This window comes from Streptomyces sp. NPDC102402 (genome assembly GCF_044765765.1).
Classification (GTDB): Bacteria; Actinomycetota; Actinomycetes; order Streptomycetales; family Streptomycetaceae; genus Streptomyces.
Genome location: NZ_JBIWKR010000008.1, coordinates 298,878 through 313,940, shown reverse-complemented (window position 1 = coordinate 313,940; position 15,063 = coordinate 298,878). Strand labels below are relative to the sequence as shown.

The window sequence follows — 15,063 nt, the reverse complement described above, 5'->3', positions numbered from 1 at the left end:
CGACGGCCGGCTGAGCGGTGCGAGCCGACCGCGTCTTCGCGTACGGCGCCGTCGCCGGCCTGATCGGCGACCTGCTGCTCGGTGATCCCCGGCGTGGCCACCCCGTCGCCGCCTTCGGGCGCGCCGCGGCGGGCGTCGAGGGCCGGCTGTGGCGCGACCACCGCGGCTGGGGCGCCCTGCACACGCTCGTCTGCGCCGGAGGCGCCACGGGCGCCGCCGCGCTGGCCGCCCGTGCCGTACGGAACCGTCCCGCCGCCGCCGTGGCACTGACGGCCGCCGCCACGTGGTCCGTCGTCGGGGGTACGTCGCTGGGCCGGGAGGCCCGCGCCATCGGCGGCGCGCTGGAGGCCGGGGACATCGAGCTGGCCCGCGAGCGGCTGCCGCATCTCTGCGGCCGCGATCCGCAGGCCCTGGACGGCCCCGGAATCGCCCGCGCGGTGGTGGAGTCCGTCGCCGAGAACACCTCCGACGCAGTGGTGGGGGCCCTGGTGTGGGGTGCCCTGGGCGGTGTACCGGGGCTGGTCGGCTTCCGGGCCGTCAACACGCTCGACGCCATGGTCGGGCACAAGTCGCCCCGCCACCGGCGCTACGGCTGGGCCTCGGCCCGGCTCGACGACCTGGCCGGCTGGCCGGGCGCGCGGCTGACCGCCGCGCTCGCCGTGGCCGCCGGAGGGCGTCCGCGCGAGGCCGTCCGGGCCTGGCGGGCGGACGCGGGGCGGCATCCGAGCCCCAACGCGGGCCCCGTGGAGGCCTCGTTCGCCGGAGCGCTCGGCGTGCGGCTCGGCGGGACACTCGCGTACGGCGGACGGGTGGAGCACCGGCCGGTGCTGAACGGGGAGGCCGGCCGGGAGGTGCGGGTCGCGGACATCGAACGCGCGGTGCGGCTGTCGCACCGGGTGAGTGTGCTGGCCCTCGCCGTGTGTGCGGCGGGGCGCCTGGCCATGGGACGGAGAGCCACATGAGCGGCGGGCTGCTGGTCGCCGGAACCACATCGGACGCGGGCAAGAGCGTCGTCACGGCCGGGATCTGCCGGTGGCTGGTCCGCCGGGGGGTGAAGGTCGCGCCGTTCAAGGCGCAGAACATGTCGCTGAACTCCTTCGTCACCCGCGAGGGGGCGGAGATAGGCCGCGCCCAGGCGATGCAGGCCCAGGCCGCCCGGGTGGAGCCGTCGGCGCTGATGAACCCGGTGCTGCTCAAGCCCGGCGGTGACCGCTCCAGCCAGGTCGTCCTGATGGGGAAGCCGGTCGGCGAGATGAGTGCGCGCGGCTACCACGGAGGGCGGCAGGAGGCGCTGCTGGGGACGGTCACGGACTGTCTGGAGCAGCTGCGCTCCACGTACGACGCGGTGATCTGCGAGGGGGCGGGCAGTCCGGCCGAGATCAATCTGCGGCGCACGGACATCGTCAACATGGGCATCGCGCGGGCCGCCCGCTTCCCGGTGCTGGTCGTCGGGGACATCGACCGCGGCGGTGTGTTCGCCTCGTTCTTCGGCACGACGGCGCTGCTGAGCCCCGAGGACCAGTCGCTGATCGCCGGGTATCTGGTCAACAAGTTCCGCGGTGACGTGTCGCTGCTGGAACCCGGCCTCGACATGCTGCTCGGTCTCACCGGGCGGCCGACGTACGGGGTTCTGCCCTACGCCCACGGGCTCGGCATCGACGAGGAGGACGGGCTGCGCGTCTCGATGCGCGGGACCGTACGGGAGTCGGTCGTGGCGCCCCCGCACGGCGAGGACGTACTGCGGGTCGCGGTGTGCGCCGTACCGCTGATGTCCAACTTCACCGACGTGGACGCCCTGGCGGCCGAGCCGGGTGTGGTGGTGCGGTTCGTGGACCGGGCCGAGGAGCTCGTCGACGCGGACCTCGTGATCGTGCCCGGGACACGCGGCACCGTGAAGGCGCTCGCGTGGCTGCGGGAGCGAGGACTCGCCGACGCGCTGCTCCGGCGGGCCGCCGAGGGGCGGCCCGTGCTGGGGATCTGCGGCGGTTTCCAGGTGCTCGGCGAGCGGATCGAGGACGACGTGGAGTCGCGGGCCGGTCTGGTCGAGGGGCTCGGGCTGCTGCCCGTACGCGTCCGCTTCGGCCGGGAGAAGGTCCTGGAGCGGCCCGTCGGGTCGGCGCTCGGGGAACCCGTGGAGGGGTACGAGATCCATCACGGGGTCGCCGACGTGCGGGGCGGTGAGCCTTTCCTGGACGGCTGCCGGGTGGGCTCGGTCTGGGGGACGCACTGGCACGGGTCGCTGGAGAGCGACGCGTTCCGGCGGGCGTTCCTGGGCGAGGTCGCGCGGGCCGCGGGGCGGCGGTTCACGGCGGCGCCGGACACCAGCTTCGGGGCGCTGCGGGAGGAACAGCTGGACCGGCTGGGTGACCTGATCGAGGAACACGCGGACACGGACGCGCTGTGGCGGCTGATCGAGGGCGGGGCGCCCGAGGGGCTGCCGTTCCTCGCTCCGGGGGCGCCCGCCGTGCCGGCTCCCCCGCGTGCGGCGCCCGGTGCGGCCGGCCCGGAACGTACTGATGTGATCGCTACAGAGGAGGCTCCGTGAGCACGCCGTATCCCTTCACCGCCATCGTCGGGCAGGACGATCTACGGCTGGGGCTCCTGCTCAACGCCGTCAGTCCCGCCGTCGGCGGGGTGCTGGTCCGGGGTGAGAAGGGGACCGCCAAGTCCACCGCCGTGCGGGCGCTCGCCGCGCTCATGCCGGAGGTGGCGGTCGTGGCGGGGTGCCGCTTCTCCTGCGACCCCGGAGCGCCCGACCCGGCGTGTCCCGACGGCCCCCACGAGGCGGCGGCGGGCGTGTCGCGCCCGGCGCGGACCGTGGAGCTGCCGGTCGGGGCGTCGGAGGACCGGCTCGTCGGGGCGCTGGACATCGAGCGGGCGCTGTCGGAGGGTGTGAAGGCCTTCGAACCGGGGCTCCTCGCCGACGCCCACCGCGGGATCCTGTACGTGGACGAGGTCAACCTCCTCCACGACCACCTGGTGGACCTGCTGCTCGACGCCGCGGCCATGGGCGCCTCGTACGTCGAGCGCGAGGGTGTCTCCGTACGGCACGCCGCCCGCTTCCTGCTGGTCGGGACGATGAACCCGGAGGAGGGCGAGCTCCGTCCCCAGCTGCTGGACCGCTTCGGGCTGACCGTCGAGGTGGCCGCCTCGCGCGAGACGGACCTGCGGGTCGAGGTCGTACGGCGCAGGCTCGCCTACGACGACGATCCGGCCGGCTTCGCCGCACGGTGGGCGGACGAGGAGGCCGCGTTGCGCGAGCGGATCACCGCCGCGCGCGCCCTGCTGCCCCGTGTGGTGCTCGGCGACGGCGTGTTGCGGCAGATCGCGGCGACGTGCGCGGCCTTCGAGGTCGACGGGATGCGCGCCGACATCGTCATGGCGCGTACGGCGACGGCGCTGGCCGCGTGGGCGGGGCGGGACGAGGTCGTCGCTGACGACGTCCGGCAGGCCGCGCTCCTGGCGCTCCCCCACCGGCGCCGGCGCAATCCGTTCGACGCGCCCGGCCTGGACGAGGACAAGCTGGACGAGGCCCTCCAGGACGCGGCGGACGGCGACGGCGGGGACGACGACCCGGACCCCGACGGGCCCGGCGGCGGGGTGCCCCCGCAGGGCGGTGGCCCCGACGACGGCGGTACCGACACGGGTGGTCCCGACGACGGCGGTACCGACGCGCCCGGCCCGGAGCAGAACGGGAGCGGCGACGCGCCCGCCCCGGGCGGAGGCGCCGGGGAGCGGCAGCCCGTGCGGTCCGGTGAGCCGTTCCGCACGAAGATGCTCAGCGTGCCGGGGCTGGGTGAGGGCGCGGCGGGGCGGCGGTCCCGGGCGCGTACCGAGCACGGGCGGACCACCGGGTCGCGGCGGCCCGAGGGGGCGCTGACGAAGCTGCACCTGGCGGCGACCGTGCAGGCGGCGGCGCCGCACCAGCGGGCGCGCGGCCGGTCGGGGCGAGGGCTCGTCGTACGGCGGGACGATCTGCGGCAGGCGACGAGGGAGGGGCGCGAGGGCAATCTCGTGCTGTTCGTCGTGGACGCCTCCGGGTCGATGGCGGCCCGGCAGCGGATGAGCGCCGTGAAGGGCGCGGTGATGTCGCTGCTGCTGGACGCCTACCAGCGCCGGGACAAGGTGGGTCTGGTGACCTTCCGGGGCAGGGACGCGGAGGTGGCGCTGCCGCCGACCTCGTCGGTGGACGCGGCCGCCGCGCGGCTGGAGACGCTGCCGACCGGCGGGCGCACCCCGCTGGCCGCCGGGCTCCTGAAGGCGCACGACGTGCTGCGTGTGGAGCGGCTGCGTGACCCGTCACGGCGGGCGCTGCTCGTCGTGGTGACGGACGGGCGGGCCACGGGGGGCGTCGATCCGGTGGCACTGGCCGCGCGGGCGGGGAGGCTGCACGCCTCCGAGGGGACCGCGTCCGTCGTCGTGGACTGCGAGTCGGGGATCGTGCGCCTCGGTCTCGCCGCACAGCTCGCCCGGGATCTGGGAGGCACCGCGGTCACGCTCGACGAACTGCGCGCCGACTCGATCGCCGGGCTGGTCAAGGACATCACTGCTGCCGGGAGGGCCGCTTAATGCCACAGGGACAGCCGGTATCGGTACCGGACGACGGACTGACGACACGTCAGCGGCGCAACCGCCCGCTGCTGTTCGTCCACACGGGCGTCGGCAAGGGCAAGTCGACGGCGGCCTTCGGGCTGGCGCTGCGGGCCTGGAACCAGGGCTGGCCGATCGGGGTGTTCCAGTTCGTGAAGTCGGCGAAGTGGAAGGTCGGCGAGGAGAACGCCCTGAAGGTGCTCGGGGCGAGCGGCGAGGGCGGCACCGTCGACTGGCACAAGATGGGCGAGGGCTGGTCGTGGGTCCAGCGCGGCCTGCACGGCGACAACTCCGACAACGAGGAGAAGGCCCGCGAGGGGTGGGAGCAGGTCAAGCGGGACCTGGCCGCCGAGACGTACAAGCTCTACGTGCTCGACGAGTTCGCCTATCCGATGCACTGGGGCTGGATCGACACCGACGAGGTCGTCGAGGTGATGCGCGAGCGTCCGGGCACGCAGCACGTGGTGATCACGGGGCGCAACGCCCCGCAGAAGCTGATCGACGCCGCGGACCTGGTGACCGACATGTCGAAGGTCAAGCACCCGATGGACGCCGGCCAGAAGGGCCAGAGAGGCATCGAGTGGTGAATGTTCCTCGTCTGGTCATCGCCGCACCGGCCTCGGGCAGCGGCAAGACCACGGTCGCCACGGGCCTGATGGCCGCGTTCGCGGAACGCGGCCTCGCGGTGTCCCCCCACAAGGTGGGACCCGACTACATCGACCCGGGTTACCACGCGCTGGCCACCGGCAGGCCGGGACGCAACCTCGACGCGTACATGTGCGGGCCCGGTCTCGTCGCCCCGCTGTTCGCCCACGGTGCGGGCGGCTGCGACCTGGCCGTCGTCGAAGGGGTGATGGGGCTGTACGACGGGGCGTCGGGGCAGGGTGAACTCGCCTCGACCGCCCAGGTGTCCAAGCTGCTGCGGGCACCGGTCGTGCTGGTCGTCGACGCCTCCTCGCAGTCGCGTTCGGTCGCCGCCCTGGTCCACGGTTTCGCCTCCTGGGACCCGGAGGTACGGATCGGCGGGGTGATCCTGAACAAGGTGGCGTCCGACCGTCATGAGGCGCTGCTCCGGGAGGCTCTGGACGAGTCCGGGCTGCCGGTGCTCGGGGTGCTGCGGCGGGCGCCGCAGGTGGCGACCCCGTCCCGCCATCTGGGGCTGGTGCCGGTCGCCGAGCGGCAGACCGACGCGCTCGACGCCGTGCGGGCGATGGGCGACCGCGTACGCGAGGGCTGCGACCTGGACGCCCTGATGGCGCTGGCCCGTACGGCGCCCGCCCTTCCGGACGAGGCGTGGCGGCCGGAGCCGTCTCCGGCACCGGCGGCGCGGCCGGTGGTGGCCGTGGCGGGTGGCGCGGCGTTCACCTTCGCCTACGCGGAGCACGCCGAACTGCTCACCGCGGCGGGCGCGGAGGTGGTCGTCTTCGACCCCCTGCACGACGAGAAGCTGCCCGCGGGCACGGCGGGACTGGTCGTCGGCGGCGGGTTCCCCGAGGTGTACGCGCCGGAGCTGTCGGCGAACGAGCCGCTGCGGAGGGCGGTGACCGAACTGGCCCTGTCGGGCGCACCGGTGGCCGCCGAGTGCGCGGGGCTGCTCTACCTGGCCCGCGAGCTGGACGGCCGGCCCATGTGCGGGGTTCTGGACGCCTCGGCCCGCATGTCCGAGCGGCTGACACTCGGCTACCGGCAGGCCGTGGCGGTGTCGGACAGCGTGCTGGCGGTGGCCGGGACCCGGCTGCGCGGGCACGAGTTCCACCGGACGGTCCTGGAACCCGGGGCGGGGCCGACGCCCGCGTGGGGGCTGCACCAGCCGGAGCGGCGGGTGGAGGGCTTCGTACAGGGGGGCGTGCACGCCAGCTACCTGCACACCCACTGGGCGGCCGCGCCCTCGGTGGCCCGGCGTTTCGTGGAGCGGTGCCGGGGGTGATCTCACTCCGCGATGCCGACGACCAGCCAGATGAAGCCCACCCCCGCGACGGTGCACAGCAGTGTGGAGCGGGCCGGGTGGTCGTGGTGCGCCTCGGGGAGGATCTCGGCGGCGGCGAGGTAGAGGAGCGCTCCGCCGAAGAAGCCGAGATAGCAGCCGAGCAGTTCCTCCGGAAGGGTGAACAGCAGGGTGGTCGCCGCGCCCACGATCGGGGCGAGGGCGTCCGCGTAGAGCATCAGGAGCGCCTTGCGGCGGGCGTTCCCGTAGAGACTGGTGATCGTGTACGTGTTGAATCCGTCGGCGAAGTCGTGGGTGATGACGGCGAGCGCGACGGCTGCTCCCATCCCGCCGCCGATCTGGAACGCGGCGCCGAGCGCGACGCCGTCCATCAGGCTGTGCCCCACCATCGCGGCCGCCGCCGTCAGCCCCACCTGCGGCACCCGCTCCTCGCCCGCCCCGTGTGCCGCCTGGCGTACGGCGAGTGAGCGCTCGACGAGATGGGCCGTCAGGAAGCCGCCCACGAAGAGCAGGAGGGCGGCGGGGACACCGAAGACGACTCCGCCCGCGGCCTCCACCGCCTCGGGCAGCAGGTCGAGGCCGACGACTCCCAGCATCAGTCCGCCGGCGAAGCCGAGCACGAGGTGGCGGCGGTCGCTGACGCGTTGCGCGACCCAGCCGCCCGCCAGGGTCATCAGGAACGCGCCGAGCGCGACGAATACCGCCATGGGCCCTTGCTAGCGGATCCACCCCGTCCCCCGCACCTCAGGGCCGCCTTACCCGTACCCCCGTCCGTGTCCCCCTGCCGCCCGTGGCTCCGCCCGCGTCCCCGGCCCGTACCGCTGCCCGTCCCACCGGCCGTGCCCCGAAAGGACCTCCTCCCATGACCCGAGCCACGCTCGTCGTCGGTGTCGGCGCCCGTCGGGGCGTCCCTGCCGAGGAGGTGCTCGGGCTGGTCCTCAGGGCACTGGAGGAGGCCGGTCCGGCGGCCGGCGACGTGGTCGCGCTGGCCACGCTCGACTCCAGGGCGGACGAGCCCGGGATCGCCGCCGCGGCCGTGCGCCTGGGGGTGCCCGTGTGGTCGTACCCGGCCGCGGTGCTCGACCGGGTCCCGGTGCCGCATCCCTCGAAGGCTTCGCGTGCGGCCGCGGCCACCGGGTCCGTGGCGGAGGCCGCGGCGCTCGTGGAGGCCGGTGAACTGCTGGTTCCCAAGCGGAAGTCGGCCTCGGCGACCTGTGCCGTGGCCCGCCGGACGCCACCGGACGGAAACCGGGCATCGACGAATGGCGCCGAGCCGTCCACCATGGCTGCCATGCTGCCCCCCACGAAGCACATCGAGAGCGCCGGGCCCGACCTGCGGCACCACGGCGACGCTGAAGTACGCGGCCTGGACCTGACCGACCTCGCCGTGAACGTACGGACCGGCACGCCCCCGGACTGGCTGCGTCAGCGCATCGCCGCGTCGCTGGGTTCGCTGGCCGCCTATCCGGACGGACGGTCGGCGCGGACGGCGGTCGCCGGACGGCACGGGCTGCCCGACGAGCGGGTCCTGCTCACGGCGGGCGCGGCGGAGGCGTTCGTGCTGATCGCGCGGGCGCTGCCCGCCCGGCGGCCCGTCGTCGTGCACCCGCAGTTCACCGAGCCGGAGGCGGCCCTGCGCGCGGCGGGGCACGAGGTGGGGCGGGTGCTGCTGCGCCCGGAGGACGGCTTCCGGCTGGATCCGGCGGCGGTGCCCGAGGACGCGGACCTGGTGGTGGTCGGCAACCCGACCAACCCGACGTCCGTGCTCCACCCCGCGGACACCCTGGAGCAACTGGCGCGGCCCGGGCGGACGTTGGTGGTCGACGAGGCGTTCATGGACGCCGTGCCGGGCGAACGGGAGGCTCTGTGCGCCCGCCAGGACGTCCCCGGGCTCGTCGTCCTGCGGAGCCTGACCAAGACCTGGGGGCTCGCGGGTCTGCGGATCGGCTATGTGCTGGCCGATCCGGCGACGGTCGCGCTGCTGCAGGAGGCGCAGCCCCTGTGGCCGGTCTCCTCCCCCGCGCTGGCGGCCGCGGAGGCGTGCATGGAGCCTCGCGCGCTGGTCGAGGCGGCGGACGCGGCGGACCGGATCGCCGTGGACCGGGCGCATCTGCTGGCCGGGCTCGCGGAGTTCAGCGAGGTGCGGGTGGTGGAGCCGGCCGCCGGGCCGTTCGTGCTGCTGCGGCTGGACCGGGCGGACGAGGTGCGTCACCTCCTGCGCTCGCGCGGTTTCGCCGCGCGGCGCGGGGACACGTTTCCCGGGCTGGGCAGCGAGTGGCTACGGATCGCCGTACGCGACCGGGTGACGACCAACCGGTTCCTCCAGGCGCTCGACCTGGCCGTGCAGGGACTGCCCCGGAGAGCCGCCGACTGACGGCTCCCCGGCTTCGGTGAGCGGTGCTCCAGGACACGGATCCACCGCTCACCGGTGAGCGGTGCTCCAGGGCGCGGACACCGCTCACCTGGAGAGCGGTGTCCCACCGCGCGGGCACCGCTCTCCCTGGCCCGGGTGTGATCAGCCCCGGGCACGCCTGCGGGCGATGACCGTGGCGCCGGCGCCTGCCGCCAGGAGCACGGCAGCGCCACCCGCGATGTACGGCGTCGAGGAGCCGGCTCCGGTCTCGGCGAGGTCGCCGGTGCCGGCGGCCTGGACCGGGTCGGCACCGGTCTGCGGCTTCACGTCGACCGGCTTCTCCTTGCCGCCGGTGTCACCCGCGTCACCGCTGCCGCCGGTGCCGCCCGTGTCACCGCTGCCGCCCGTGTCACCGGAACCGTTGTCGCCGCCGGTCGATCCGCCGTCACCGGAGGAGCCGCCGTCCTCGGAACCGCCGTTGCCCGAGCCGCCGTTCTCCGAGCCCCCGTCCTCGGAACCGCCGTTGCCCGAGCCCCCGTTCCCGGAACCGCCGCCCCGCCGCGGCGTCTCGCACGTGGCCTCGGCCAGCGTGACCTCACCCTCCACCTCGGCGACGTTCAGCTTCAGCGGGTTCACGGAGACGCGCAGTCGCAGAGCCGTCGCCGCGGCCGTCCGCGAGGTCGTCCCGGTCTTCGACAGGTCGAGCGTCACCTCACCGACGCCCGGGACCTCGACCCTCGTCGTACCGCCCGACGTGAGCCGGATCCGCTTGCCGAGCACCGACACGTGCCCCAGCACGTTCGACTCAGCGACCGGCTTGCGGCCCACCTCGCACACCGCCTTGGACGTGACCTCCTCGACCTCGATCAGCGAGAGCAGCGGCAGCCCCGGGACGTGCACCCGCGCGCCGACGAGATTCGTGTACCCCTGCGCCCTGCGCGCGTCCACGGTGGCGTTCGCCGTGGCGACATGGGCCTTCAGCACGTGGACGGGACGGCCCTTCTCGGCACCGTCGAGCTCCACGCTGAGCGCGGTCTTCTCCGCGCTCGCCGGCGCGTGCACCTCGTTGAGCGTGGCCTTGAGCGGCACCTGGACCGACTTGTTCAGGAGGGAGACGTCGAGCCCGGCGCGGAGGACGACCGCGCTCGCCTTTCCGTGGCCGCCGCCCGGGGTGGCCGGGCTCGTCGCGGTGGCTGCGTGCGCGGGGACGGCGACGAGCAGGGCGACGGGTGCGGCGGCGATCGCCAGGGCGGCCAGACGGAAGGTGTTGCTGTTCAAGATGGTGGAACCCCCACAAGAGACATGGAGCCGCCGGCGCCGTCCAATGGGGGACATCGCGGGCACCAGCGGCCTCGACTCCGTGAATCTTTACGCACAGAGAGTGAACTGGCAGACACCTAAAGCCAGTTCACTCCAAAGAGGGGTTTCCGCGTGCGCATTCGAATCCACCGGCACAGGAGTTCCTCGAAATCACCCGTTTCACCGCGCCCGGGACGCACGTACCGGGCGCTCCGGGCCGCGCGTGCCGTGTTCCAACGAGAGACGAGGCCCGTGGTAACCGCCGGTCAACACGGCGCCTGTTCCGGGGTCAACCGGCGATCAGCCCATCACCCGCCCGTTGAGCACCACCTTCCGCGGGGACGACAGCACCCGTACGTCCGCCCTGGGGTCCTCGTCGTAGATCACCAGGTCCGCCGGGGCCCCTTCCTCGAGCACGGGGCGGCCGAGCCAGCGGCGCGCGCCCCAGGCCGTCGCGGAGAGCGCGTCGAGGACGGGGATGCCGGCCTTCACCAGCTCGGCGACCTCGTCCGCGATCAGGCCGTGGGCCAGCGATCCGCCCGCGTCCGTACCGGTGAAGACCGGGATCCCGGCGTCGTAGGCCGCGCGCACGGTGTCGTACCGGCGTTCGTGGAGCCGCCGCATGTGGGCCGACCAGCGGGGGTACTTGGCCTCGCCGCCCGCCGCGAGGCGGGGGAAGGTGGCGATGTTGACGAGCGTGGGGACGATCGCCACACCGCGCTCCGCGAAGAGCGGAATGGTCTCCTCCGTCAGCCCCGTCGCATGCTCGACGCAGTCGATCCCCGCCTCGACCAGGTCCCTCAGGGCTGCCTCGGCGAAGCAGTGTGCGGTGACCCGGGCACCGAGCCGGTGCGCCTCGGCGATCGCGGCCTCGACCTCGCCGCGGGGCCAGCAGGCGGTCAGATCGCCGGCGTCCCGGTCGATCCAGTCACCCACGAGCTTCACCCAGCCGTCGCCGCGGCGCGCCTCCCGTGCGACGTACGCGACGAGGTCGCCGGGCTCGATCTCATGGGCGAAGTCACGGATGTAGCGGCGGGTCCTGGCGATGTGCCGCCCCGCCCTGATGATCTTCGGCAGGTCCTCACGGTCGTCCACCCAGCGGGTGTCGGAGGGCGATCCGGCGTCCCGGATGAGCAGGGTGCCCGCCTCACGGTCGGTGAGCGCCTGCTTCTCGCTGGTCGCCGCGTCGACGGGGCCCTGGTGATCGAGGCCGACGTGGCAGTGCGCGTCGACGAGGCCGGGCAGCACCCAGCCGGTGAGCGTCACGGCGGCGTCCGCGCCCGGCGGCCTCTCATAGGTGACGCGCCCGTCGACGGCCCAGAGCCCGTCCTCCACCTCGTCGGGTCCGACGAGCACCCGTCCCTTGATCCGCAGCACCGGCGCCACCTCGTGATCGCTCATGGGCAGCACTGTACGAGGCGGCCCGCCCGGGGGTCCGGGGGGTGCTCGGTACCCTCGACGCAGGCGCTGACCGCGCACCGGCCGACCCGAAGAGAGCACCACCGTGACACACCCGTTCCTCGACCTCGCCCCGCTCACCGCCGCGCGTTTCGCCGCGATCGAGCGGCGGGTGGCCGCCCTCCTGCACACGGAGCAGGACGTCGTCATCATGCAGGGCGAGGCGCTGCTGCCTCTCGAAGGCTGTATCCGGGGCGGCGCCCGGCCCGGCTCGACCGCGCTGAACGTCGTCACCGGCCCGTACGGCCAGACCTTCGGGAACTGGCTGCGCGACTGCGGCGCCGAGGTCGTCGACCTCACGGTCCCCTTCCACTCCGCGGTCACCGCCGGGCAGGTCGAGCGCGCCCTCGCGGAGCACCCGGAGATCGACTTCGTGTCACTGGTGCACGCCGAGGCCGCGACCGGCAACACCAATCCGGTCGGCGAGATCGGCGAGGTGGTCCGGGCGCACGGCGCACTGTTCATGGTGGACGCCGTGGCGTCCGTGGCTGCGGAGCCGCTGCTGGTGGACGCCTGGGGCGTGGACCTGTGCGTCATCGGAGCACAGAAGGCCATGGGCGGCCCGGCAGGGGTGTCCGCGGTGTCGGTGAGCGACCGGGCGTGGGAGCGGATGGCGGCGAACCCGAAGGCCCCGCGCCAGTCGTACCTCTCACTGCTCGACTGGAAGGCCCGCTGGATCGACGGGGGACGCAGGGCCCTGCCGCACGCGCCCGCCCAGCTGGAGATGCTGGCGCTCGACGCGTGCCTGGAGCGGATCGAGGCGGACGGCCCGGACAGCGTCATGGCGCGGCACGCGTCGGCGGCGGCGGCGACCCGGTCGGGCGCCACGGCGCTCGGCGGCGGGCTGGAGCCCTACGTCCACGACGCCCGTGACGCGGCCCCGGTGGCCACGACCCTGCGCACGCCTGCGGGTGTGGACGCCGCGGCACTGGTCGAGCGGGCTCTGGCGGCCGACCCCTCACTGCCGCTGATCGCGGGCGGCGGGGCCCTCTCCAAGGAGATGGTCCGGGTCAACCACTACGGCGCGGACGCGACCAGGGACGCGGTACTGGCGTCCCTGACGGCCCTGGGGGCCGCACTGGCGGACGCGGGACGGGACAGCCACCCGGATGCTGCCCGCGCGGCCGTGGCGGAAACCTGGCCCAGCAGCTGAATTAATTTCGGCCGGACCGGACGGCATTTCCGGGGACAAGAAAGGGGAGCTGCTTTTCCGGGAGCAGCTCCCCGCATTCTTCTTCCCGCTCATCCCTTTCCTAAACGCAGCAGTTACGAACGGGCCGCTCCGCACAATCCAAACACGTGTCGCGACGGTTACAACGTTGTGACCGACCCCACACCATCACCCATTTGGGCGATTAATTCGGGACAAAATGGTTGAATACTTCACCCTGTCTGGGGTGGCCCGCGCCCGCGTGATAGCACATTGGTCCCGTTCACCCAACCCCTTCTGACGATGCAATTTTGATTTTCACTGGGTAAATTCAATTCACATGACCGCCGCACCAGCAGATTTTGCACGTGCCCGAAGCGAATTCATCAGGATCGACGCCCCGCGAGTGGAGGACGGAGCTGCGATCTGGCGCATTGCCCGCGACTCCGAGGTCCTGGACCTCAACTCCTCGTACAGCTACCTGCTGTGGTGCCGTGACTTCGCGGCGACCTCCGTGGTCGCCCGCGACGAGAACGGCGACCCGGTCGCCTTCGTGACCGGGTACATCCGCCCCGACCGCCCCGAGACGCTCGTCGTCTGGCAGGTGGCCGTGGACCAGGCCCACCGTGGCAAGGGACTGGCGGCCACGCTGCTGGACGCGCTGGCCACCCGGGTCGCCTCCGACCAGGGACTGACATCGGTCGAGACGACCATCACCCCGGACAACACCGCCTCCGACCGGCTGTTCACCTCCTTCGCCCAGCGGCACGACGCGCCCCTGGAGCGCGAGGTGCTCTTCGACGGGTCGCTGTTCCCCGAGGGAACGCACCTGCCGGAGGTGCTGTACCGCATCGGTCCGTTCTAGGGCCTCCATCGCCCCACCGCGCCCCGCCCGGGCGCGGCTCCCTGGGGCATGCCTGACCCGCCGCCTGTCACACCACCCCCCTCGAGCAGGAGATTCGCTGTGACCATCACCCCGCCCGCCCTGAGTGTCTTCGAGAGCCTTGAGTCCGAAGTGCGCAGCTACTGCCGTAGCTGGCCCGCGGTGTTCGACCGCGCGCAGGGTGCCCGGCTCACGGACGAGGACGGCCACTCGTACCTGGACTTCTTCGCCGGTGCCGGATCCCTCAACTACGGGCACAACAACCCGGTGCTGAAACGCGCGCTGATCGACTACATCGAGCGCGACGGCATCACCCACGGCCTGGACATGGCCACGACGGCCAAACGGGCGTTCCTCGAGACCTTCGAGAACGTGATCCTGCGCCCCCGCGACCTGCCCTACAAGGTGATGTTCCCCGGCCCGACGGGCACCAACGCCGTCGAGTCGGCGCTGAAGCTCGCCCGCAAGGTCAAGGGCCGCGAGTCCGTCGTCTCGTTCACCAACGCCTTCCACGGCATGTCGCTCGGCTCGCTCGCCGTGACCGGCAACGCCTTCAAGCGCGCCGGCGCCGGCATCCCGCTGGTGCACGGCACCCCGATGCCGTTCGACAACTACTTCGACGGCCAGGTCCCCGACTTCCTCTGGTTCGAGCGGCTCCTGGAGGACCAGGGGTCCGGGCTGAACAAGCCCGCCGCCGTGATCGTGGAGACGGTGCAGGGCGAGGGCGGCATCAACGTCGCCCGCGCCGAGTGGCTCCGCGCGCTCCAGGACCTGTGCCACCGCCAGGACATGCTCCTGATCGTCGACGACATCCAGATGGGCTGCGGCCGTACCGGCGGCTTCTTCTCCTTCGAGGAGGCCGGCATCGTCCCGGACATCGTGACGCTGTCCAAGTCCATCAGCGGCTACGGCCTGCCGATGTCCCTCTGCCTCTTCAAGGGCGAGCTGGACGTCTGGGAGCCGGGCGAGCACAACGGCACCTTCCGCGGCAACAACCCGGCCTTCGTCACCGCCGCGGCCACCCTGGACGCCTACTGGGCGGACGGCCAGATGGAGAAGCAGACCCTGGCCCGCGGCGAGCAGGTCGAGCAGACGCTGCTGGCGATCTGCGGCGAGGACGACACCGCGCAGTTCCGTGGCCGCGGCCTGGTCTGGGGCCTGGAGTTCACCGACCCGGAGCGCGCGTCCGCCGTCTGCAAGCGCGCCTTCGAGCTGGGCCTGCTGCTGGAGACCTCCGGCCCGCAGTCCGAGGTCGTGAAGCTGCTCCCGCCGCTGACCGTCACCCCCGAAGAACTGGACGAGGGCCTGCGCACACTGGCCCGTTCCGTCCGCGAGACCGCCTGAACGGGGCGCTCCCCCGCGCAGGCACAACTGAGCAGGACAGA

12 protein-coding genes are annotated in these 15,063 nt (G+C 73.3%); 9 read left to right on the top strand and 3 right to left on the bottom strand.

The annotated features are described in order from the left end of the window. Positions 1 to 17 precede the first annotated feature (17 nt). Genes ACIRJR_RS24170 through ACIRJR_RS24150 form a run of 5 tightly spaced genes read left to right on the top strand, consistent with a single transcriptional unit; the run spans position 18 to position 6,517 of the window. Positions 18 to 962, top strand: a complete 945-nt coding sequence (locus ACIRJR_RS24170) for a cobalamin biosynthesis protein (protein WP_403784148.1) — start codon at positions 18 to 20, stop codon at positions 960 to 962. Continuing rightward, entirely contained in the window at positions 959 to 2,545 is a 1,587-nt protein-coding gene (locus ACIRJR_RS24165; protein WP_403784146.1) for a cobyric acid synthase, read from the top strand. Before ACIRJR_RS24170 ends, ACIRJR_RS24165 begins: the two co-directional genes overlap by 4 nt. Continuing rightward, complete coding sequence (locus tag ACIRJR_RS24160) at positions 2,542 to 4,569, top strand: putative cobaltochelatase (RefSeq protein WP_403784144.1); 2,028 nt, start codon at positions 2,542 to 2,544, stop codon at positions 4,567 to 4,569. Before ACIRJR_RS24165 ends, ACIRJR_RS24160 begins: the two co-directional genes overlap by 4 nt. After that, complete coding sequence (gene cobO / locus ACIRJR_RS24155) at positions 4,569 to 5,177, top strand: cob(I)yrinic acid a,c-diamide adenosyltransferase (RefSeq protein WP_403784142.1); 609 nt, start codon at positions 4,569 to 4,571, stop codon at positions 5,175 to 5,177. Before ACIRJR_RS24160 ends, cobO begins: the two co-directional genes overlap by 1 nt. Next, positions 5,171 to 6,517, top strand: coding sequence for a cobyrinate a,c-diamide synthase (locus tag ACIRJR_RS24150; RefSeq protein WP_403784140.1), 1,347 nt, complete (start codon positions 5,171 to 5,173; stop codon positions 6,515 to 6,517). The genes cobO and ACIRJR_RS24150 overlap by 7 nt, the downstream gene beginning before the upstream one ends. Positions 6,518 to 6,519: 2 nt before the next feature. Here ACIRJR_RS24150 and ACIRJR_RS24145 read toward each other — a convergent pair whose 3' ends face one another. Then, positions 6,520 to 7,242, bottom strand: coding sequence for a ZIP family metal transporter (locus tag ACIRJR_RS24145; protein ID WP_329227400.1), 723 nt, complete (start codon positions 7,240 to 7,242; stop codon positions 6,520 to 6,522). Positions 7,243 to 7,397: 155 nt separating this feature from the next. Between ACIRJR_RS24145 and cobC the strand changes: the two genes are divergently transcribed. Then, positions 7,398 to 8,909: an Rv2231c family pyridoxal phosphate-dependent protein CobC gene (gene cobC, locus ACIRJR_RS24140; protein ID WP_403784138.1), complete on the top strand. Its 1,512-nt coding sequence runs from the start codon at positions 7,398 to 7,400 to the stop codon at positions 8,907 to 8,909. Positions 8,910 to 9,050: 141 nt separating this feature from the next. On the opposite strand, the gene ACIRJR_RS24135 is transcribed toward cobC, so the two are convergent. Next, positions 9,051 to 10,166: an SCO1860 family LAETG-anchored protein gene (locus tag ACIRJR_RS24135; protein ID WP_403784136.1), complete on the bottom strand. Its 1,116-nt coding sequence runs from the start codon at positions 10,164 to 10,166 to the stop codon at positions 9,051 to 9,053. 321 nt (positions 10,167 to 10,487) lie between these two features. Continuing rightward, positions 10,488 to 11,588, bottom strand: coding sequence for an amidohydrolase family protein (locus ACIRJR_RS24130; RefSeq protein WP_403784134.1), 1,101 nt, complete (start codon positions 11,586 to 11,588; stop codon positions 10,488 to 10,490). A 103-nt stretch (positions 11,589 to 11,691) separates the two neighbouring features. Here ACIRJR_RS24130 and ACIRJR_RS24125 point away from each other — a divergent pair, with 103 nt between their 5' ends. From ACIRJR_RS24125 to ectB, 3 genes are all read left to right on the top strand, one after another. Beyond that, complete coding sequence (locus ACIRJR_RS24125) at positions 11,692 to 12,798, top strand: pyridoxal-phosphate-dependent aminotransferase family protein (RefSeq protein ID WP_403784132.1); 1,107 nt, start codon at positions 11,692 to 11,694, stop codon at positions 12,796 to 12,798. A 337-nt stretch (positions 12,799 to 13,135) separates the two neighbouring features. Beyond that, on the top strand, positions 13,136 to 13,660 hold the full coding sequence (gene ectA, locus ACIRJR_RS24120) for a diaminobutyrate acetyltransferase (protein ID WP_403784130.1): 525 nt from the start codon (positions 13,136 to 13,138) through the stop codon (positions 13,658 to 13,660). Between the two features lie 99 nt (positions 13,661 to 13,759). Continuing rightward, on the top strand, positions 13,760 to 15,022 hold the full coding sequence (ectB, locus tag ACIRJR_RS24115) for a diaminobutyrate--2-oxoglutarate transaminase (protein ID WP_376370804.1): 1,263 nt from the start codon (positions 13,760 to 13,762) through the stop codon (positions 15,020 to 15,022). The last annotated feature ends 41 nt before the right edge of the window (positions 15,023 to 15,063 follow it).